Source organism: Haloplanus sp. (genome assembly GCF_028275055.1).
GTDB lineage: Archaea > Halobacteriota > Halobacteria > Halobacteriales > Haloferacaceae > Haloplanus.
Map to the genome: position 1 here is coordinate 1 of NZ_JAQCNJ010000091.1, position 19,178 is coordinate 19,178.

Consider the following 19,178-nt stretch of genomic DNA (forward strand, 5'->3'; position numbering starts at 1 on the left):
ATTCAGTTTACTCACGGGGGCGGGAATCAGTATCTTCAACACGACCGACCAGTGAGAAGGTGTATGGGCCTTGAGATGGATCACGACTGCCCGAACTGCTCGAACGACCGATTCTGGCGAACGGCAAGCACGACGCTCCACCTCGGCGAAAAGACGAAGTGGGCCTGTACCGACTGTGAGTATCAACTGATCCGCATCGGCGACATCGACAGTTCAGCGCACTAGCCGGTTTGGTCCCGGTACTCGTCGGCGATCAACAGGTCGTCGAACTCCTCGGCACCGCTTGGTTCGACCTCGAGCATCCACCCCTCGCCGTACGGATCCTCGTTGACCAGTTCCGGTGCGTCGAACAGGTCCTCGTTGACGCCGACAACGGTCCCCGAGAGCGGCGAAATGAGATCCGAGACGGCCTTGATGCTCTCGACGACGCCGAACTCCGTCTCCTTGGCCACGTCCTTGCCTACGTCCGGAAGTTCGACAAACACCACGTCCCCGAGTTCGTCCTGTGCGAAGTCGGTGATGCCGACGCGGACGGTGTCGCCGTCCGTGGTCGTCCACTCGTGCGATTCCAGATACCGTCGGTCGGTGGGTACGTCGAAACTCATGTGTCGATGAATGGAGGCGTCACTACGTTTGCCCGCTTCGGTTCGCCCCGGACGACGACCCGAACGCAGGTGCCCGGAGGTGCCGCTTCGGCCGCAAGATAGCCCATCCCGATCGGTTCGCCGAGTGTGGGACTCATCGTCCCGCTGGTGAGATGGCCCACGTGGGTGCCGTCGGCGTCGACCACCTCGTACCCGTTCCGCGGGACGCCGCGTTCGAGCAACCGGACCCCACGGAATCGCTCAGCAACGCCTTCCCTGTCGATGCCTTCGAGAGCGTCCCAACCCACGAACTCCCGGCCGAGGTCGACCGCCCAGCCGACCCCCGCCTCGTACGGCGTTCGGGGTTCTGCTTCGGAATCGAAGTCCTGTCCGGAAAGGAGAAACCCCATCTCCAAACGTAAGGTGTTTCTCGCCCCGAGTCCACAGGCCCGGCAGTCGAAGGCCGACCACACCGTCTCCGCGTCGTCCCACGGACAAAGGAATTCGAAGCCGTCCTCGCCGGTGTACCCCGTCCGGGCGGCGAACGCGCGGACGCCGGCAACCTCGAGAACTCCGGCCTCGAAGCGGTTCACCTCGCGGGTCGCTCCGTCGCTCGCCGCCGCGGCGAGGTCCGGCGCGTCCGGTCCCTGCACCGCCAGCATCGCCCACTCGCGTGTGGTGTTTTCGACCGCCGCGTCGAGGCCCCACTCGTCCCGGTGGTCGACCCACCGGTCGTACATCCGGGCGTCGTGGCCGGCGTTGGGCACGAACAGGTATCGTGCACCGTCGTCGTCGGGGAGTCGAAACACCATCGTGTCGTCGAGAATGATCCCCGCCTCGTCGGTGATACACGCGTACTGCGTGTCCCCGGGGTCGAGGTTGGTCACATCGCTGGTCACCAGCCGATCCATCAGCGTCATCGCGTCGGGGCCCGACACCTCGATCTCGCCCATATGCGAGACGTCGAAGATGCCGGCGGTTTCGCGGACGGCCGCGTGTTCGGTCCGGATTGAGTCGAACTCGACCGGCATCTCCCACCCGCCGAACTCGGTGAACGAGGCACGACCGTCGTGAACCGCGTGCAGCGGCGGTTTCCGTAGGCCCATACCGGACACACGGTGGCTCCGGACCTAACAGTTGTGTCCGTTCTCGCGTGATAAACCGTATACCGCGATATCGAACGTTCTCGTTCCCGCTGTCGACATCCACGGACTGATTACCACGGCCCTCGTGGCGTACCGTAGAATGAACGACGCACCCGACGACGTCGACGCCGAAACCCTCCGCGACCGGCTCCACGGGTCGTCGATCGACGTCGACGAGAACGTTCTGGACGAGATCGACGCCCGAACGGTGGACGGGTCCGTCGATATCGCGGCGTTCGAGGCGTGGTACGACGACTGCACCGACCGTCGTCGGTCGGTGACGGAGCGAACCGAACGGTTCGAGAATCGTCTCGACGAGTATCGTACGTCGCTCGGTCCGGTCGAACGCGACTTCGATCACGTGCGCGTCCGGTTCGAGGAGTACGACGAGCGCTTCGACGCGATTCGAACGGAACTGGAGTCGGTCGCCGACCGAATCGAGACGGCGTCGCGAACGCCGGCGTCGGCCACGGCGTTGTACGAGACGGCTCGTCTCCTTTCGGCGTCCAAGAGAACGCTCCACGGCATCGCCCACGAACTGGGTCACATCGAGGAGGCCCTCGACGACCTCGAGTCGTGGCTCACCGACCCGGCCGTCCGCCTCGACGATTTCGACGACGAACTCGACACGGTGGAACGGTACCTCGACAACACCGACCGCCTGCTCACCAACGTCGAGGCGCACGCGGCCGATCCGCCGACTGGCTTTCGACCGTTCGACGCCTGGCTTACGGCGCGACACCTTCATCTGCTTGTCGCCGTCGTATTCGAGGAACTCAAAGCCGACGTCGACGAACTCGGTCGGTGGGTGGAGCGGTGCGAGGGCGATCACGGGGCGGCGCTGGCTGCGCTGACCGACCGCCTCGACGCCCTCGCCGACCGCCACGCGTCGTTCGAGGGGCGTATCGGCGACGCGACCGACGCCATCGCCGGCTTCGAAGAAAAATACGACGCGGTCGCCGCCGAGGTCGACCGCTTTGCGGCCGAACTCGACGCGGTCGAACCGCCGATCGACTGGGCGACGCTGGAAGAACGGATCGACGAGCAGTTCGACAGCCTCGGGATCAGCCACGGGTGACCCTGCGACGCCGGTCGGCCCCGGCGTGACGGGGCCGAGGTGGCCGGACGGCGTGGCCGGCGGGTGGCCGAGTCGGAGGCGGCTGCGGATATCGGGCCGAAAGCGACTCGCGTGTCGATCGTGATCGGGGCGTCGGGTTGCGGCCCGGGCAATCGGATCGGACCGGAGACGCCGGCTCGGATCGCGGGTCGTGTTGCTCCCGGAACCGACGACCAGCGTTCCGTTGTCGACACCGGCCGCCCACGCGGACCGGTCCCGACGACCCGACCGGGTGCGGTCCCGGGTCGAATCGGTGATGACCCGGAGACGAAAGGTAGCGAGGCCGACGTTCCCGTTACACCGGCTCCTGCCGGCCAGACCGGGGTCGGCGGTACGAGGCTCACCGACGCTCAGCCTCGTCGAGTATCTGCGGCGATGGTGTGGGGATCCCTTCGGCCTCGAACGCTCGTAACGCCCGGCGGGTAACGTCCGATCCGAAGGCAAACTCCGCGCTGAGGTCGTTGACGTAGGCCTTTGCCCGGATCGTCCGGTACCGCGGCTCGGCCTCGACAAGCACCGTTACCGGTCTGTCGGTCGCGAGGTGACGCGAGGTGAGGACCGCCTCCTCGACAACGGCGCTGGCGCGGGCGATGTCGGCGTCCGGTGTGACGAACAGTTCCGTTACCACCAGCATCTCCGAGTCACCGGCGTTGGCGTTGGCGACGGGACCGGTTATCGCGAGGTAGTTCGGCACCGCGACCAGATCGTCCTCGGGGGTCCGCAGACGCGTCGCTCGGACACCCACGTCGACGACCTCGCCGTAGTGGTCGCCGACCTCGATCCGGTCGCCGACCTGGTACGGCGTTTCGAGTGCGATGACCAGTCCGCCGAGGAGATTCGCGAACAGATCCTTCAACCCGAACCCGAGCGCCGCGCCGAGGACACCCGAAAAGGCGAGCGCCTGCGCCTGTGAGAGGCGAAAGAGCGGGCCGAGTATCGAGTAGATGGCGGCCCCGTAGATCAGAAACTTCGTCATAGGGATCGCCAGCCTGATAACCGGGCCTCGATCCGTGGCTCGGTCGGCGAGCGCCGAGAGAACGACCCGCGCGGCCCGGGCGAGCAGGTACGCGACGACGACGATAGCGAGTGCACCCACGAGCGTTCCGGCGTCGATTCGGAGGCCGCCCACGGCGTCGGCCGTCACCACAGCCATCGCCTCCGGTCGAGAACCGCGATGGCACCGGGCAGGCCGTCGGGCGACAACGTCACCGGATCGCCCGTCCCGACGAATCCACGGTCGACGAGCGCTCCCAGCGCTCGATCTAGCGACGCGTCCGGGACGACGGCACGCAGTTCCTCGCGCGTGACCGACTCGTTTGCGACGACGACGCCGAGAACGGCCGCGGCGTCGTCACCGGGATCCGTCCGCTCGACCGGGAGGTCGAGGTCGGCGGGTGTGACCACATCGCCATCGACGCAGGCGTCCCAGACGGCCGTCGCGACGCCCGGATTCCCGTTCGAGAGACGGGTGAGGCGCTGGAAAACGAGTTCCTCGGGGGCCGGCCGATCCCGGTTGCCGAGCCACGCGGTCACGTAGTCGACATCGACGATCGGAAGGCGGACCGACACCGGGCCACGTCGCGGGAGCGGAATCTCGTAGGTGGCCGCCGTGACCGGGGAGGAACCCCGGCCAGGCGACTCCGCGAACGCCGGGAGGGTTCCGTGCCGGCGGCGGATCGTCGTCGCGATCCGTTCGGCCGACAACGGCGGCAGCGTGACGACGTACCGAAAGGCGTCGTCAAGGTCACGGACCGCGCTCAGGTAGTTCCAACTGTACCGGTTCCACGAGGTGACGACCCGACACGACGCGGACGCGAGGCGGTCGAGAAGCTCATCGAGCGGGTCGAATCCGCCGACGCGCCGGGCGTAGAGGTGGTGGCAGTCGTCGGCGACGACCGGACCGTCGGCGAACGCCGGAACCGACCCTGCCTCGGCCGCCGGTTCCAGCCGAACCCTCGTCGCACCGAGGGTGGACCGGGCGTGGTCGAGCACCGCATCGCGGTCGCAAAACGGGTCAGCGACGACCGCGACAGCCCCGCCAGACGCCGAGAGCGTGTCGTCCAACTCCTCGGCGTCGCCGTCGACTTCGACCGGCGGAACCGGGGTCGTGGTCATCGCCCCGGTCTGGGTCGCCAAGCGTCATGAAGATGGCGGGCGGCGGCACCCGGCGTGGGCCAGCCGGAGCGTCGATCGAGACGTATATCCCCACCAGAAAGCAAGAACCGTTATGGATCTGTTCGGGCGGTCGAACGGCGACGACACCGGCGGGGAGGGGGAACCACGGGTTGCGCTGTTTGTCGACGGCCCGAACGTGCTCCGCGAAGAGTTCGACGTGGATCTGGATGAGGTGCGCGAGGCCGCGAGCGCGGCCGGACGGCCGGCCACGACACGCCTCTACGTCGACGAACACGCCACCCCGCAGTTGATCCAAGCCGCCGAGGCCCGTGGATTCGAGGTGGTGACCACCAGCGGCGACGTCGACGTGAAACTCGCGGTCGATCTCACCCGGTTTGCCGTCTCCGGTCGGGCGGACGTGGTCGCCGTCGCATCCCGGGACGCGGATTTCAAACCCGCGGTCGAGGCGGCAAACGCCGCGGGGCTCCGGACGCTCGCCATCGCGCCGGGGACCCACGGACGGTCCGACGGCCTGCGGAACGCGGCCGGCGAGAACGTCACGCTCGGGGAGTCCCGCGAGTGAAACGGACGGGACGACGGCGAGGAGATGAGACAAACGAACTGAGTCGAATGGCCTCTGCGGGAGTGAATTTTTATCCGCCGGCCGACCACGCCCGGTATGGAGAACCTCGACACGCCGGTGCTCGACGACCATCTTCATCTGGACCCGGACGCCGGCCGGGGGCTGGAGGCGGTCCGTGACTTCCGGCGGCTCGGCGGGACACACCTGCTGGTGGTGAACAAGCCGTCGTGGCATCTCGACGTAGAGGCCGAGACGGGCGAGGAGTTCCGGGCCGTCTTCGACCGGACGCTCGATATCGTCGCGGACGCGGACGACCTGCTTCCCGGTCGGGCGTGGCCCGTTCTCGGGGTCCACCCCGGCCTGATCTCACGACTGGTCGACGAGCGTGGGGTCTCGCCCGACGACGCGCGTGACCTGATGTGTGCGGGGCTTGACGCGGCGGCCGACTACGTCGAGGAGGGACGGGCGCTCGCACTCAAATCCGGTCGGCCCCACTACGACGTGTCCGACGCGGTGTGGGACGCCTCGAACGCCGTGCTCCGGCACGCACTCGGATTGGGGGCCGACCTCGGCTGTGCGGTCCAGTTACACACCGAGGCCAGCGAGGACCTCACAGAGGTGGCGTCGTGGGCTGAAAAGCGGGGACTGCCAGCCCATCGTGTCGTGAAACACTACGCCGGGCCGGCGCTCGCGGGGCCAACGCCGAGTGTCATGTGTCGCAAAGAGTGGTTGCGGGAAGTCTGCGAGACGGACACCCCGTTTCTGATGGAGACGGATTTCGTGGACGACCCCGACCGACCCGGCGCAGTGATGGGGCCAAAGACGGTGCCGCGGCGCGTCCGCTGGCTGTTGGAGGAGGGGTACGACGACGCGATGCGCCGGGCACACGTCGAGACACCGGCCCACGTCTACGGCATCGACACCGAGGCGACGCTGACTACGTGACCGGCGGGAAAACGTCGCCAAACGCCGGATATCCGGCCCGGAACGCCCGGCTGCCGGCGTCTCGGGGGGTACTCGGCGGGCGATAGGAAAGGTCTTTGAGTCCACGAACGTTCGATTCGGGTATGACCGACGTGGAGGACACGTTTTACACCAAAGATCGCTGGCAGAACTGGATCGGCCGCGTGGCCGAGGAGGACCTCGATCCGGAGAACGAGGACTCGGCTCGACTCCTGCTCAACCTGCAGGACGACGCCGCCATCGCCGTCGCAAAGATCGTCAACGCTCACGAGGACGGGCCACTGGACGCCGAGGAGGCCATCGCGGAGCTGACCGACGTGCGAGATATCGTTCTCGACGACGTGGAGTTGGAAGACGAGGAAAAGCGGATGTTGATCGACGGCGTCCAGACGAGTCTGGTCTGTGTCTTTTATGCTGCCGAGGAGTACATCTCCGCCGGCGTGGCAGAGGAGGGGACCATCGAGGAGTACATCCACGCCGCCGCGGACGCCGAGGCAAACGAGGACCTCGACGCCGCACTCGGCTACCTCGTGCAGGCGGGCACACGAATCATCGACGGCGACGAACTCGACATCGCGGTGGTCGAGGACCTCGACTACGGTCTCGTCTCGGAGTGGGTCAACGGCCTCGATAGCCTCCAGAGCGCGATGAGCGACCCCGAAGTCGTCGAAGAGGAAGAAGCAGACGGGGATCAGAACTGATTTTCCGGCCGGAATGGATTTATATACCCGTTTCGAAACGCGACCATGCGACTTCGGGACGACCGGCGGGCCGTCGCGATCCAGATAGGCGCCGTTCTGTTGCTCGGGTTTCTCGTTATCGGATTGGCCCTCTACCAGTCGGTGGTCGTCCCGAACCAGAGCGAACGCGTCGAGTTCGAGCACAACCAGCAGGTACAGTCGAGCCTCCAGGACGTGCGAAACGGGATTCTGCAGACGGCGGCGGCCGGACGTACTAGCCCGACCACGGTACCACTCGGGACGCGCTACCCGACCCGTATCGTCGCGGTGAACCCGCCACCGTCCACCGGGCGCCTCACCACCGATTCAAGCGGCGAGGTGACACTAGTAAACGCCACCGCGGTCGACGGCGAGACGGCCGACTACTGGAACGGAACGGATCGCTCGTACACGGCCCGGCAACTGGCCTACGCCCCCAACTACAACGTCTACCGGAGCGCGCCACGGACCGTCTACGACAACACAGTTCTCCACAACGAGTTCGACGACGGGAGCGACCGGGCGGTGACCGGTCAGCGTCTCCTCGAAGGAAATCTGATCTACGTCGTCACGCTGAACGGGTCGCTGGCACGGAGCGGAACGGCGGTGTCGGTCGATCCGACGCCCGTCAGCGCGAGCGACAGAACCGTCGCGGTCACCGGCACCGATATGGCCATCGAAACCGACACGGAACTCTCCGAGGAGGAGTGGCGCGGCCTGCTCGAGGATCAGTACGAGCGTAACGGCGGACGGATCGCGGGCAACGAAAGCGGCGTAACGGTCACCGGCGGCACGCTGACCGTAGACCTCGTCTCGAACCGCACCTATCGCCTGCGGATGGCGAAGGTCGGCGTCGGGACCGACATCACCGACACGACCGAACGGTATCTGACGGTCGTCGACGGCGCAACCAACGTCGACACGGGCGGCACCCGCCGGGTCGTCTTGGAGGTCCGGGACGGGTACAACAACCCCGTCTCCGGCGTGACCGTCGACGCCAGTGTCGACGGCGAGGGGTCGATCCGGCCCGGCGGACGGAACCCCGTCTCGGACGGCAACGGACGGGTCGCCTACGAGTACGACGCCCCGGAGTCGATCGCCGGGTCCTCGCGGACCGATCGGCTCAATTTCACCTTCGACACGCCGGCGGATCGCCCGGATTTCGACGGCGAGAGCCCGGAATCGGTGCGAATCGACGTGCAGGTGGTTTCGGGCGGCGGTGGCAACGCCGACACGACCACCGCCATCGATACGTTCGAGGATGGGAATCTAGACGAGTACACCGGTGACACGGGCGTGTTCGGGGTCGATACCCAGCAACTCCGCTCCGAGGCGGAAGGGCGGATCGTCTCGAACGTCGGGGACGGACTCGACAACTACCCAACGCGGGGCGACACCATCCGGTTCGAGTACGAGAGCCGGCAGGGGAACGCCGGCCGATTCCAGTTCGGACTCGACGACAGCGGCGGCCGCGGTTACCAACTCGTGTTGAACGCCGGGGAACCGCTCAGGCTGGACAAGCGAGGGACCGGCAAGAGCGCGTCCGGGACCGGGACGATCCAACAGGGCACGGAGTACGTGATCGAAATCGAGTGGCGAACCGGCGGCGACATCGTCGCCACCGCGTCCGAACGGAACAACGACGGCAGCAAAGGAACGCAGGTATCGTCGGTGACGCTGGCCGACAGCACGTACGACGACGGGGGCATCGGCTTCGAAACCGAGAGTGCCGGAAACGTGTTCGACGAGGTGGTCATCGCCTGAGTACGGATCGGTTTCGTCGTCGGTTGCCGGACGCGGTGTTCGGACGCCGGCGAGAGGTGGAGTACCGGGCGTGCTCACCACACCGACGCCGTCGTCGCGGTGTTGCCGGTCCATGGACCGTCGAACACGACCCCGGCTCTGCGGAGCCGGAGTTCGACACACGACGTACCTCGCATCGACAGGAACATATAGTGGCTCCCGCAATCCCGTGGTATGACCGCCGTCGGCATCGACGCGATCGAGATCCGGACGGGGAAGCTCAAACTCGACTTGGCCGAGACGTTTGCGCCGGCCAAGGAGGAGGATCCAAAAAAGTACACCAAGGGGCTGGGACTCGAGGCGTCATCGTTCCCGGACACCTACGAGGACATCGTCACGATGGGGGCGAACGCGGCGAAACGGCTGATGGATCGGAAGGGGTTGGTTCCCGACGACATCGGCCGCATCGACGTGGCGACCGAGAGCGCGTTCGACAACTCAAAGCCCGTTTCGACGTACATCGCGGGCTGTCTGGAGGACGTGTACGACGGCGACTTCCACCACGCCAACAAGGGCGAACGCAAGTTCGCCTGCGTCGCGGCCACCCAGAGCGTCGACGACGCGTACAACTGGATCAGGGCGGGGCGAAACCGTGGGCGGGCGGCGCTCGTGATTGCGACCGACACCGCGTTGTACGCCCGCGGTGATCCCGGCGAGGCCACACAGGGCGCGGGTGCGGTGGCGATGCTCGTCGACGAGGAGCCATCGCTGGTCGAGATTTCGACCGAGCAGGGGTACGGCAGCGCCGACGAGACGGACTTTCTCAAGCCGAACCAGCAGTTCCCGAGCGTCGACGGCAAGCGGTCGGTGAAGGTGTATCTCGCACGGATGCGAGAAGCGCTCGAGGACTTCGAAACCGTCGCGGGCCGAACCCATCCCGACGGCTTCGCGTACATCCCGTTCCACACGCCGTTCCCGGGGATGGTCCGGAAGGCCGCACTGCTCGGATTCAGGCATATGACCCGTAACACCGACATCGAGGACGACCTCGAAGGAGAGATCGGCCGCCAGCCCCGTCAGGACGACTACGAAGACTGGGACGCATATGAGGACGCCATCCGGGAGTATATGGACCTGTTAAAAGAAACTGACAGGTACGAGACGTGGTACAATCGGACCATCGATCCGACGCTCACGTTCTCGCGGAAGGTGGGGAACTGGTACACCGGATCGGTTCACGTCGCCCGCGCGAGCGCGCTCAAGACCGCCGCGGAGACGGGGCGGGCGCTCTCCGGCGAGCGACTCCTCGTCGGCTCCTATGGCTCCGGCGCACAGGCGGAGATGCACGCCGAAACCGTCGCCGACGGCTGGCGCGAGGAGATCGAGGCGCTCGATTTCAAAGAACAGCTCTCCCGGCGCTACGACCTGAGTTTCGAGGAGTACGGGCGGGTCCACGACGCACACAACCACGAGAAAGAACGGGAACTCGAGGAGTTCACCGTTCCGAGCGGCGAGTTCGTCTTCACCGGGTGGGGACGGATGAACGAGCGGACATACGAGTACGTGGAGTAGAGTCGTCTACGGCAGTTCCCGGAGTTCCGCGAGCGCGGTGTCCAGATCGCATGTCGAGACGGCGAGGGCGAACCCGTCGACGGCCGCGAGATCGGTCGCGTGGCTCCAAAGGTCCTCCTCGTCGACGCCATGGAGGATCACGGCGTTCGGCGTGGGAGTCACGACACGGAGCGCCACCAGCGGCGACTCGCCGCGGGTCACACCGGTAAAGACGAGCGCACGGTTCGTACTCTGGCCGTAGAGGCGGTAGAACTCCTCGCTGGGCAGGCGGGTGATCGCCTCGATGCTGTTGATCACCGTGTGCCCGCTGACGTGGTCGCGGTCGCCGGCCCGCACCTCCGTCGCGTCGAGCGCCTCGTAGAGGCGTCCGATCGGGACCGAGGTCGGATACTCCCGGAGATCGTGGACGATGTCGCTCTCGAACCCGGCGGAGATGACGCGGGCGTACTGGCGGATCCGGCCGCCGCCGCGGGCCTCGTCGATGTCGAGCAACGCCCGGACGATGCGGCTGACGACGCCGATACCCGGGCTCTCCCGTCGCCCGCTCTCGTAGTCGGAGATGACCGATGATGAGACGTCCAGCCGGTCGGCGAGTTTCGTCTGTGAGACGTCGAAGTCGGTTCGCCACTTCCGGAGCGTCGCGCCGGGGTTGGAACTGAGCGTTATCTCACCCGCGATCCGTCTGGCGAGGTCGTCGCGTGGCTCGTCACTCATCGGGTCGCCACCAGCCATGAGACCACACCATACACCAATCCCGGCCGGTGAGCGCAAAAGACTACCGGAACGGGGGATGTGAGAAGCCGGCCCGATCCGACGGAACTTAGCCACGACGCGACGACCGGTGACCCGTGACACGGACCATCGACGAGGCGGCGGTCGACCGACTCGCCGACCGACTGTACGACGCCCACCGGACCGGCGAAGGGATCGCTCCGCCCGAGACGACACTGACCGTCGACGACGGCTACGCGGTCCAGCGGGCGGTGACCGACCGCCGCACCGCCGAGGAGGGGCCGCCGGTGGGGTACAAGGTCGGGTTCACCTCGGAGGCGATCCGGACGGACCTCGGCGTCGACGACCCCGCTTACGGCCCGCTCCTCGCCGACACCGTCCGTCCGGAAGGGCGACTCGACGACACCGACCTGATCGACCCGAAGGCCGAACCGGAACTGGCCATCCGGTTGGACGAGCCACTCGATCCGCCGGTAACGCCCGTGGACGCCCTCGCGGCGACGTCGGCGGTCGTGCCCGCCATCGAGGTGGTCGACTCGCGGATCCGGGAGTGGGCGGTCGAGGCGGGGAGCGTCGTCGCGGACGGCGTTCTCGCCGCGCGGGTCGTCCACGGCGACGGGATCGGGAACCCGGCCGGGGGCGATCGCTCGCTCGAAGGCGTCGTTGTCCGTCGGAACGGCGAGCGGGTAGCCACGGGTGTCGGTGCCGACGTGATGGGTGGCCCGTTCCGGGTGGTGGCGTGGCTGGCCGGTGCGCTCGCCGATCGGGGCGAGCGACTGACCGCCGGTGATCTCGTCTCCACCGGTTCGCTTACGCCGCTGGTGCCGTTCGAACCGGGCGACACCGTCGAAGCCCGATTCTCCTCGCTGGGGTCGGTCACCATCGCCCGGCCGCCCGTGGATTCAAGCCGCTGACGCGCAAGGGTTACCTATGCCATCGACCGTCGTCCACCTCGCCATCGGCGGCGTCGTCGCGGCCGCCCTACTGGGCGACGAGTTCGACCGGCGGTCGGTCGTCGTCGTTCTCGCCGCGACCGCGCTTCCGGATCTCGACACCTTCGCCGGACTCTACCTCCAGGGTGCACACCGGGCGCTGTTGCACACGCTACTCCTCCCGTTCGTCGCCGGCGCGCTACTCGCATACGACACCCGGGTCCGGAACGTGTCGTGGCTCCGTGACCGGTTGGGTGGGCGTGGCGTCCACGTCTCGTGGGTCGCCGTCGCGGCGTTGTTGTTCGGGGGGGTTCTCCCCGACCTGATGACCAACGGTGTGAACGTCTTCTACCCGGTGTACGACCGGTTTCTGACCGTCGACGGCGAACTCCTGTTGTCGAACCAGCGGGGAGTCGTCCAGACGTTTGTCGACCTGTCGCCGCCGCCGGAGTCGAGTCCGGATCCGGAGCCGTCGACGACCGAGAACACCCACTACTGGACGGGCGTCGACCCATCGCGGGGTGACGAACCCGAAACCGTCGAACGGATCTTCCCGGTCGTCCGCTCGGGGTTCGAGACGCTCATCGTCCTTCTCGGTGCGTTCACGCTCGGCACGCGGTTCCGGGAGAAACGCCGCTGAGCCGGTAGTGTCTAGATAAGCTGGTTCCATACGAAGGCGAACGCTTGTAACCAATTTTCAGCGGTACTCGGTTCGACGTGGCTAAACGTATTTGAGAATTGGTTAGTTCGTCGTTTTACTTCTCGGAAGACACGTTCAACGGCATTCCGATTCCCATGTGTAACATGCTGGAATCGTAGCCCGTGTCGGTGACAGGCCGCCTGCAACCACGGTGCGCCATCGACGAGGAAAGTTGCATCGCCGACTCGATGTTTCTCACGGAGTTCAGAGAGAAACATCGAGGTGATCGCGGTGGTTCTCGTCGGATAGAGCCGAACGTGGAGCAGGCGGTTGGTATCGGGGTCGACAGCAGCGTACAGCCAATACCGCTCATCATTCAGTTGAATCACGGTTTCATCGACCGCAACGTGATTCGGGTCAGCACCGTCTGTCGGCTGTAAATCGGCCTTCTGTACCCATCGATGCACGGTGCTTCGATGTCGATCGACACCCAATCTTTCAAGAATCGAGACGGTATCCGAAAGTGATAATTCAGCCAAATGGAGTCGGATACCGAGCTTCATCGCTGGCTCGGGTGTCGCCTCTCGCTCCAGAAATTCTAACTCGATGCAACCGCTATCGCCGCTGAGGCGGTCGAACGAGAGCATAATCCACTCAAACCTTCGACCGCCTCGTTCCTTATCGCAACGCTACCGCTGAGCCACGCCGCGGTTTGATGTGACTGGGGCCGGTATCTCGTGCGATGGCCTCCACTACCGAGACCGCGCTCCTGTGGCCTTGTCGCGACCGCCGCCTCCACGCCAGTCCGGCGCTCGTCGCCGCGGCGGATGCCGACCGGCTTCGCCCGGTGTACGTTTTCGATCCCCGCCGGTACGGCACCGTCGCCTTCGGCGGCGCGGCGTCGTTTCTCGCAAACGACCTCCGGATCGACTGGCGGCGGGGCGGGGCGTATGTCGAGACGCAGTTGGCCGACTACGACCCGGCATCGAACTACAGTAACTGGGCGTACGTCGCCGGCGTGGGCGACGACTCGCGGAACCGGTCGTTCGACGTGCCCAGGCAGGCGAGACGGTACGACCCCGAAGCGGCATACGTTCGGCGCTGGCTTCCGGAACTCGACGGGCTCTCGCACGGCCATGCCCACGAACCGTGGCGTGCAAGCGCAGACGAACTGGCGGCACACGGGGCCGACCTCGGCATCGACTACCCGCGTCCGATGGTCGCCAAGGCAGTGCCATGAGCGAGCCATCACGGACAAAGAGCGCGGACCACTGTGGCGTCGTGTACGTCCACGTGGAGGACCGCGAGGAGCCACGGTCCTCGGAGCCCGATGGAACCGAACCGGCGGTGCTCGTTGCTCCGGAGGGGGCGACGCTCCGAGACGTACTCCGCGACGCCGGCCACTCGCCGTACACGCGGCTCACCGAGCGAGTGAACTGCGGCGGGCGAGGGCTGTGTGCTACCTGTGGCGTCCGGCTCGACGACGGGCCGGCCCCGGAAAACTGGCACGACGCCCTCGCGGCGCGCTGGGGGTATCCACGCCTCTCCTGTCAGGTGACGCTCGACCGTGACGTACGGGTCCGGCTCCCCGAAAAACTGCTTTGGGGCGGGCGCGAGTGACCGCGGCGATCAGGCCGGGTATCCCTCGACGTCGGTACCGATAAGATAGGTGCCGATGGTCAGCAGCGCCGTCGCGACGACGGGCAACAGGTCGATGGTGAGACTCGTCCCGGGGAAGACGGCCGGGAGAAAGGCGACCGTTCCCGCGACGAGAAGGACGAGCCCGATAAGACTGCGCTGTGTGATCCCGAGCATATCATACCGCTCGTGCCCCAATCACATAATTGATTGCGCTTTCGTTCTGTCGGGCGACTACCGGCCATACTCGTGGCCGACAACGAGGGCCGCGGCGTTCGCCGCAAGGAGGCTGACGAAGACGAATGCCTGTTGACCTTCGAGACCACCGGCGAGGAGAGGCACGTAGAGAAAGGGGAGCGCGACGGCGGCCCAAAACGCGATAAAACGGAGGGGTGCGGCGACGACGGCAAGACGCCGGCGGACGGACTCCGCGTTGGCGAGTTCGGTCAAGCGTGGGAATCGATCCATCGGGGCGGTCGGGGACGAGTTCGACATCGGGGACACCTCATCGTACACCAACGGTTCCACGGTCATATACCCCGACAAGCGTTGCCGTCATTTCGGGGGTTTTCATCCAAGTCGCGTGCGGTCACGGTGGTGTGCCTTCTCGGTCTTTGTGGCTTTTTAACGTTTTATAGACATTTTTGAATTTTTTATTCAATTGCCTCGAAGTGAACCAAACTCACCGTCCGACGGCCCGACCGCGAACCGGTGTCCTCTTAACAGCGGTGACGCGTATGGAGTGACGAACGTTTATGTCGAACTCAAGCGCCACCACGGAGCGGCAAGTCGACAGCAACCTGTTTATCACCGTCTCCGGGCCGCCGGGGTGTGGTGCAACGACGCTCACCGAGGGACTCGCCGAGGCACTGGACTGCGGGTACGTCATCGGCGGCGACATCTTCCGGGAGCTCGCCGACGAGCGTGATCTTTCGCTCCAACAGCTCATCGCCAAGGCCGAGGAGAACGACGAGATCGACCGGGCACTCGACCGGCGCCTGCGCCGAATCGCCGAGGAGTGGGGCGCCGCGAACAAGGCGTTCATTCTCGAATCGCGGCTCGCGGGGTGGCTAGCAGGCAACCGTGCCGACCTTCGCATCTGGCTCGATGCGCCCGAGGAGGCACGGATCGAGCGACTCAGCGATCACGAGGTGAACTACGTGATCGAACGCCCGGAGGAGCGCACGCCGGAGGACATCGGCGGTCTCAAACAGCTCAGCGATCAGGAGGAGGTCGGTGCGCTGATGCGCGTCCGCGAGGTGAGCGAGGCCGGACGCTACGAGAGCTACTACGACATCGACCTCGAGGATCGGTCCTTTTACGACCTCGCTTTGAACACGGCACGGTGGGACGCCGACACCGTACTCAACATCGTGCTCTCGGCGGTCGAGGGGTACACCCCCGAAACCGACGAGGGCGCGTTCACGACCAGCGACGTGGACGTATGAAACGGCTCACTCGTCTGCGTCGTCGGTCCCGCCTCGGCTCGCAGCCGCCGCGCGGAGAACGGGCAGTCCCTGCCGGATCGCCCGTCGCTTGACGAAAACGAACCCGAGAACGATGAGCACGAAGCCACCGGCGGTCGCAGGCGAGAGGCGTTCGTCGAGAATGAGCCACCCCGCAAGCGCCGCAAAAACCGGCGCGACGTAAGAAACGAGGTTGATCTCGACGGCACCGAGACGTTCGAGTAGGTCGAAGTAGATGAGAAATCCGATCGCGCTGGCCACGAGCGAGAGGTACGCGAGCGCGAGCAGTCCGTCGACGGAGAGGGTGACGTCGGAAAACGATTCGCCGACGGCGAGGGCAACCCCGTGCATCAGGAGCGCGCCGCCGATCATCGACCACGCTTCCATCGTTTCGATCGGCAGGTCAGCGTCGATGCGCCGAGTCAGCACCGACCCGAGCGCGAAGGCCGCCGCCGCACCGAACACCAGCAGTTTCGCGACGACACCTTCGGTCAGCAACGCGCCCGGCCCCGGCCGTGCGAGAACGGCCACGCCCGCCAACCCGCACAGGAGGCCGGCGACGCCGACGACCGTCAGGCGCTCGTCGGGGAGAAACGCACGGGCAAACGCCGTCGTCAGTACGGGACTGAGGCTGACGATAACGGCCGCGGCCGCGCTGGTCACCGCGGGGTCGGTCTCCCCGACGAACAACAGGACGTGATAACCGGCGATCAGGAGCGCCGCACCGACGGCGACGAGCGCCCACTGGCCACGGCCCCGCGGAACGGGGTCGTCGACGACCCGGGCCGCGTAGGCGAGCATAACCAGTCCCGCCACGTCGTACCGAATCGCCGCGAAAAGCACCGGTGGAAAAAAGTTCAGTCCCGCCTTGATCGCCATGAACGCGGAGCCCCAGACGGCCGCGAGAACCAGAAAGAGCGCAAGGTTCCGATACCGGCTCACGGCTTCCGTCGGGCCGGCGACGCACTCAACGTTACGGTTCGGCCCGACGCCGGTCGTCGCAAACGACACACGACACGTTCGGCGATGCTCCCCACAAGCGGTCGGTCGTCGACCGGGGCCCGGTTGAAGCCGCCACGTGCCGACCGGCCGAACGCGTCGTTCACCTCGTCGTCCGGTGTGTCCGCCGCCACGTCCGTTCGATCGGATCCTGGGGAGTCGGAGCTAGGGGCGCGTGGAGAGTCGTCGCCCGGGTGGATGTTGTGGATCCGCCGCGTCGCCACCGATTACCCGCGTGCGCCACATGATCAGGTATGGGTTCCGTGACACGATCCGGCGTCCCGACGGGTGTCGAACCGCAACCGACCGTGCCGTGGGTGGGTGGGTCGGTATGAGCGACCCCGTTCTCCAAGCGGCGGGCGGCAGGATCGGGTTCATCGGCGAGTATCTCGCCGACCTCGGGGTTCCTCGGTCCTTGGCGAGTGCGGCCGGGTCCGGAGTCGTGTTCGTGGTGGTGTCGGTCCTCCTCTACGTCGCCGGCGCACGCCTCGCCATCCCCGTTCTCGACGATATCCTCCGCCATCGTGGCGTCGACGATCACGCACGGAAGCCGGTTCGGGTGCTCGGCTACGCGGCGGTCATCGTGGTGGGTGTCGGTCTCGGCTTCGCGCTCGCGGGGTACGGGAACATCCTGATCGCTTTGTCGACCGTCGGGGCGGCCGCAACGCTCGCGGTCGGCTTCGCGTTACAGGACGTGATCAAGAACGTTGTCGCCGGTGTCTTCGTCTACACCGACCGACCGTTCCGGACCGGCGACTGGATCGAGTGGAGCGGGAACTCAGGCTTCGTTGAGGATATCGGCCTTCGGGTGACTCGCGTCCGGACGTTCGACAACGAACACCTGACCGTCCCCAACTCGCAGATGACCGACGACGTGATCAAAAACTACGACACGAACCGGACACTACGGCTCAAGTTCACGTTCCGGATCGGATTCGGCGACGACATCGACGAGGCGATGCGCCACGTCATTGACGCCGCCCACGCCGAGGACGAGATCCTCGACGAGCCGGAACCGTCGGTCATACTGATGGAGATCAGCGAGTCGTCGTTCGATCTACAGAGCCGAATCTGGATCCGCGACCCCGGTGACTCCGACGTTCTCGGGATCCGGGGCCGGTTCGTCAAGGACGTCACAGACCGCTTTGAGGCGGCGGGCATCTCCATCCCGTACCCCCACCGGCGCGTCGAGGGATCGATCGACACGTCGGCACCCGGCGACGCGGGAGTGGTCTCCGACGACTGATCGGCGGCCGGCCGTCGAGTTCGATCACGGCGGGGCCACGCGGCGCCGCCCCCGCCGTACGTTTAAGTACCCTGCACCCAAACAACCGATATGGCCGTTCACGGCCGTTCGAAGCTCCGTGACCTGTTCGACGACTCGCCCACACCGCACATCGCGCACCCGCCGCGTACGCACCACCGACACTTCTACGTCGCCACCGACGGCTCCTACCGGGTCGACGGCGGCGGACTGGGGGCGGTCATCGAGGCACACGACGGCACGCGCGTCGCCCGCCTCGCGCTCGCCGACGCCCCACCGGACAACAACGTCGCGGAGTATCGGGCACTCCATCTCGGACTGGATGTTCTCGCTGCCAGAGCGCCGCCGGGGTCACGGGTCGGCGTTCTGGTCGACCACGACGACCTCGCGGCGAACGTCAACCACGCGGTCCTCGCCGCCGATCCGGAGTGGGAGCGGACACGTTCGGTGTGTGTCCCGTCGCAAAGCGAGTACCACTGGCGGGGGATTCGCGCCCGCATCGGCGACTTCGACGAACTCCGGGCAGCCCGTATCGACGGCCGTGCCAACCCGGCGCACCCGCTCGCGAACGCACCCGAACAGTACGCACACGTCAACCGCAGAAGCGACCGGTGTGTGATCCCCGCGCTTGAGGACAAGGCACGGTCGGGACGTACCGGCTGCACCGACACCACCGGAGGCGAGGTTCCACCGCCGTCACGGACCGAACGCCGCGCCGGCGACTGACCCGCAGGCGCAACCGGCCTACGCGTCGTCGTGTTCCTGCGCGTCGACGACGGCCACGCCCGCGAGGTTGACGATGTCTTTCACCTCGTCGCCCCGTTGGAGAACGTGGACGGGTTTGTCCATGCCGACAAGCATCGGGCCGATGGCGTCGGCACCGCCGAGTCGCTGGAGGAGTTTGTACCCGATGTTGCCCGCCTCCAAGTTGGGAAAGATCAACACGTTGGCCGGCTCCTCCAGTTC

24 protein-coding genes are annotated in these 19,178 nt (G+C 66.3%); 14 read left to right on the forward strand and 10 right to left on the reverse strand.

What is annotated here, in order from left to right:
* The first annotated feature begins 63 nt into the window (after positions 1–63).
* On the forward strand, positions 64–225 hold the full coding sequence (locus Q0925_RS11155) for a hypothetical protein (RefSeq protein WP_299335473.1): 162 nt from the start codon (positions 64–66) through the stop codon (positions 223–225).
* Here Q0925_RS11155 and gcvH read toward each other — a convergent pair.
* Complete coding sequence (gene gcvH / locus Q0925_RS11160) at positions 222–605, reverse strand: glycine cleavage system protein GcvH (RefSeq protein WP_299335476.1); 384 nt, start codon at positions 603–605, stop codon at positions 222–224. The two genes, Q0925_RS11155 and gcvH, sit on opposite strands and share 4 nt — an antisense overlap.
* Complete coding sequence (gcvT, locus tag Q0925_RS11165; RefSeq protein WP_299335478.1) at positions 602–1,690, reverse strand: glycine cleavage system aminomethyltransferase GcvT; 1,089 nt, start codon at positions 1,688–1,690, stop codon at positions 602–604. The genes gcvH and gcvT overlap by 4 nt, the downstream gene beginning before the upstream one ends.
* Positions 1,691–1,829: 139 nt before the next feature.
* Between gcvT and Q0925_RS11170 the strand changes: the two genes are divergently transcribed.
* Positions 1,830–2,807 carry a hypothetical protein gene (locus Q0925_RS11170; RefSeq protein ID WP_299335480.1) on the forward strand — a complete coding sequence of 326 codons (978 nt, stop codon included), beginning with the start codon at positions 1,830–1,832 and terminating at the stop codon, positions 2,805–2,807.
* Between the two features lie 379 nt (positions 2,808–3,186).
* On the opposite strand, the gene Q0925_RS11175 is transcribed toward Q0925_RS11170, so the two are convergent.
* Positions 3,187–3,999, reverse strand: a complete 813-nt coding sequence (locus Q0925_RS11175; protein WP_299335482.1) for a mechanosensitive ion channel family protein — start codon at positions 3,997–3,999, stop codon at positions 3,187–3,189.
* Positions 3,987–4,961, reverse strand: a complete 975-nt coding sequence (locus Q0925_RS11180) for a hypothetical protein (protein WP_299335484.1) — start codon at positions 4,959–4,961, stop codon at positions 3,987–3,989. The genes Q0925_RS11175 and Q0925_RS11180 overlap by 13 nt, the downstream gene beginning before the upstream one ends.
* A gap of 112 nt (positions 4,962–5,073) precedes the next feature.
* On the opposite strand from Q0925_RS11180, the gene Q0925_RS11185 reads away from it, so the two are divergent.
* From Q0925_RS11185 to hmgB, 5 genes are all read left to right on the forward strand, one after another.
* The gene (locus tag Q0925_RS11185; RefSeq protein WP_299335486.1) at positions 5,074–5,544 is read left to right on the forward strand and encodes an NYN domain-containing protein; all 471 of its coding nucleotides are present in this window, start codon (positions 5,074–5,076) and stop codon (positions 5,542–5,544) included.
* A 96-nt stretch (positions 5,545–5,640) separates the two neighbouring features.
* Positions 5,641–6,489, forward strand: coding sequence for a TatD family hydrolase (locus Q0925_RS11190; RefSeq protein WP_299335488.1), 849 nt, complete (start codon positions 5,641–5,643; stop codon positions 6,487–6,489).
* Between the two features lie 122 nt (positions 6,490–6,611).
* Positions 6,612–7,208 (forward strand): DUF2150 family protein, encoded by a 597-nt coding sequence (locus Q0925_RS11195; protein ID WP_299335490.1) that lies wholly within the window; start codon positions 6,612–6,614, stop codon positions 7,206–7,208.
* A 45-nt stretch (positions 7,209–7,253) separates the two neighbouring features.
* Positions 7,254–8,990, forward strand: coding sequence for a hypothetical protein (locus tag Q0925_RS11200; protein WP_299335492.1), 1,737 nt, complete (start codon positions 7,254–7,256; stop codon positions 8,988–8,990).
* Between the two features lie 213 nt (positions 8,991–9,203).
* Entirely contained in the window at positions 9,204–10,541 is a 1,338-nt protein-coding gene (gene hmgB / locus Q0925_RS11205; RefSeq protein WP_299335494.1) for a hydroxymethylglutaryl-CoA synthase, read from the forward strand.
* Positions 10,542–10,547: 6 nt separating this feature from the next.
* On the opposite strand, the gene Q0925_RS11210 is transcribed toward hmgB, so the two are convergent.
* Positions 10,548–11,255: a helix-turn-helix domain-containing protein gene (locus Q0925_RS11210; protein WP_299335496.1), complete on the reverse strand. Its 708-nt coding sequence runs from the start codon at positions 11,253–11,255 to the stop codon at positions 10,548–10,550.
* 134 nt (positions 11,256–11,389) lie between these two features.
* On the opposite strand from Q0925_RS11210, the gene Q0925_RS11215 reads away from it, so the two are divergent.
* Both Q0925_RS11215 and Q0925_RS11220 read left to right on the forward strand, forming a co-directional pair.
* Positions 11,390–12,187 (forward strand): 2-keto-4-pentenoate hydratase, encoded by a 798-nt coding sequence (locus Q0925_RS11215; RefSeq protein ID WP_299335498.1) that lies wholly within the window; start codon positions 11,390–11,392, stop codon positions 12,185–12,187.
* A 16-nt stretch (positions 12,188–12,203) separates the two neighbouring features.
* Positions 12,204–12,845 carry a metal-dependent hydrolase gene (locus tag Q0925_RS11220; protein ID WP_299335500.1) on the forward strand — a complete coding sequence of 214 codons (642 nt, stop codon included), beginning with the start codon at positions 12,204–12,206 and terminating at the stop codon, positions 12,843–12,845.
* A gap of 11 nt (positions 12,846–12,856) precedes the next feature.
* Here the strand turns inward: Q0925_RS11220 and Q0925_RS11225 are convergent, their stop codons facing one another.
* Complete coding sequence (locus tag Q0925_RS11225) at positions 12,857–13,492, reverse strand: IS6 family transposase (RefSeq protein WP_299335502.1); 636 nt, start codon at positions 13,490–13,492, stop codon at positions 12,857–12,859.
* A gap of 95 nt (positions 13,493–13,587) precedes the next feature.
* Between Q0925_RS11225 and Q0925_RS11235 the strand changes: the two genes are divergently transcribed.
* Complete coding sequence (locus tag Q0925_RS11235) at positions 13,588–14,085, forward strand: FAD-binding domain-containing protein (protein ID WP_343218118.1); 498 nt, start codon at positions 13,588–13,590, stop codon at positions 14,083–14,085.
* Positions 14,082–14,465: a 2Fe-2S iron-sulfur cluster-binding protein gene (locus Q0925_RS11240; RefSeq protein ID WP_299335504.1), complete on the forward strand. Its 384-nt coding sequence runs from the start codon at positions 14,082–14,084 to the stop codon at positions 14,463–14,465. Before Q0925_RS11235 ends, Q0925_RS11240 begins: the two co-directional genes overlap by 4 nt.
* Positions 14,466–14,474: 9 nt before the next feature.
* Here Q0925_RS11240 and Q0925_RS11245 read toward each other — a convergent pair whose 3' ends face one another.
* Together Q0925_RS11245 and Q0925_RS11250 are read right to left on the reverse strand one after the other, a co-directional pair.
* The gene (locus Q0925_RS11245; protein WP_299335506.1) at positions 14,475–14,660 is read right to left on the reverse strand and encodes a hypothetical protein; all 186 of its coding nucleotides are present in this window, start codon (positions 14,658–14,660) and stop codon (positions 14,475–14,477) included.
* 57 nt (positions 14,661–14,717) lie between these two features.
* Positions 14,718–14,951: a hypothetical protein gene (locus tag Q0925_RS11250; RefSeq protein WP_414652112.1), complete on the reverse strand. Its 234-nt coding sequence runs from the start codon at positions 14,949–14,951 to the stop codon at positions 14,718–14,720.
* Positions 14,952–15,238: 287 nt separating this feature from the next.
* Between Q0925_RS11250 and Q0925_RS11255 the strand changes: the two genes are divergently transcribed.
* The gene (locus Q0925_RS11255) at positions 15,239–15,931 is read left to right on the forward strand and encodes a (d)CMP kinase (RefSeq protein ID WP_299335508.1); all 693 of its coding nucleotides are present in this window, start codon (positions 15,239–15,241) and stop codon (positions 15,929–15,931) included.
* Between the two features lie 6 nt (positions 15,932–15,937).
* Here Q0925_RS11255 and Q0925_RS11260 read toward each other — a convergent pair whose 3' ends face one another.
* Entirely contained in the window at positions 15,938–16,891 is a 954-nt protein-coding gene (locus tag Q0925_RS11260) for a DMT family transporter (RefSeq protein WP_299335510.1), read from the reverse strand.
* A 388-nt stretch (positions 16,892–17,279) separates the two neighbouring features.
* Here Q0925_RS11260 and Q0925_RS11265 point away from each other — a divergent pair, with 388 nt between their 5' ends.
* Positions 17,280–18,194, forward strand: coding sequence for a mechanosensitive ion channel family protein (locus tag Q0925_RS11265; protein WP_299335512.1), 915 nt, complete (start codon positions 17,280–17,282; stop codon positions 18,192–18,194).
* 90 nt (positions 18,195–18,284) lie between these two features.
* Positions 18,285–18,938, forward strand: coding sequence for a ribonuclease H (locus Q0925_RS11270; protein WP_299335514.1), 654 nt, complete (start codon positions 18,285–18,287; stop codon positions 18,936–18,938).
* 18 nt (positions 18,939–18,956) lie between these two features.
* On the opposite strand, the gene Q0925_RS11275 is transcribed toward Q0925_RS11270, so the two are convergent.
* A partial coding sequence (locus Q0925_RS11275; protein WP_299335516.1) for a phosphate acyltransferase occupies positions 18,957–19,178 on the reverse strand: 222 nt, incomplete at its 5' end.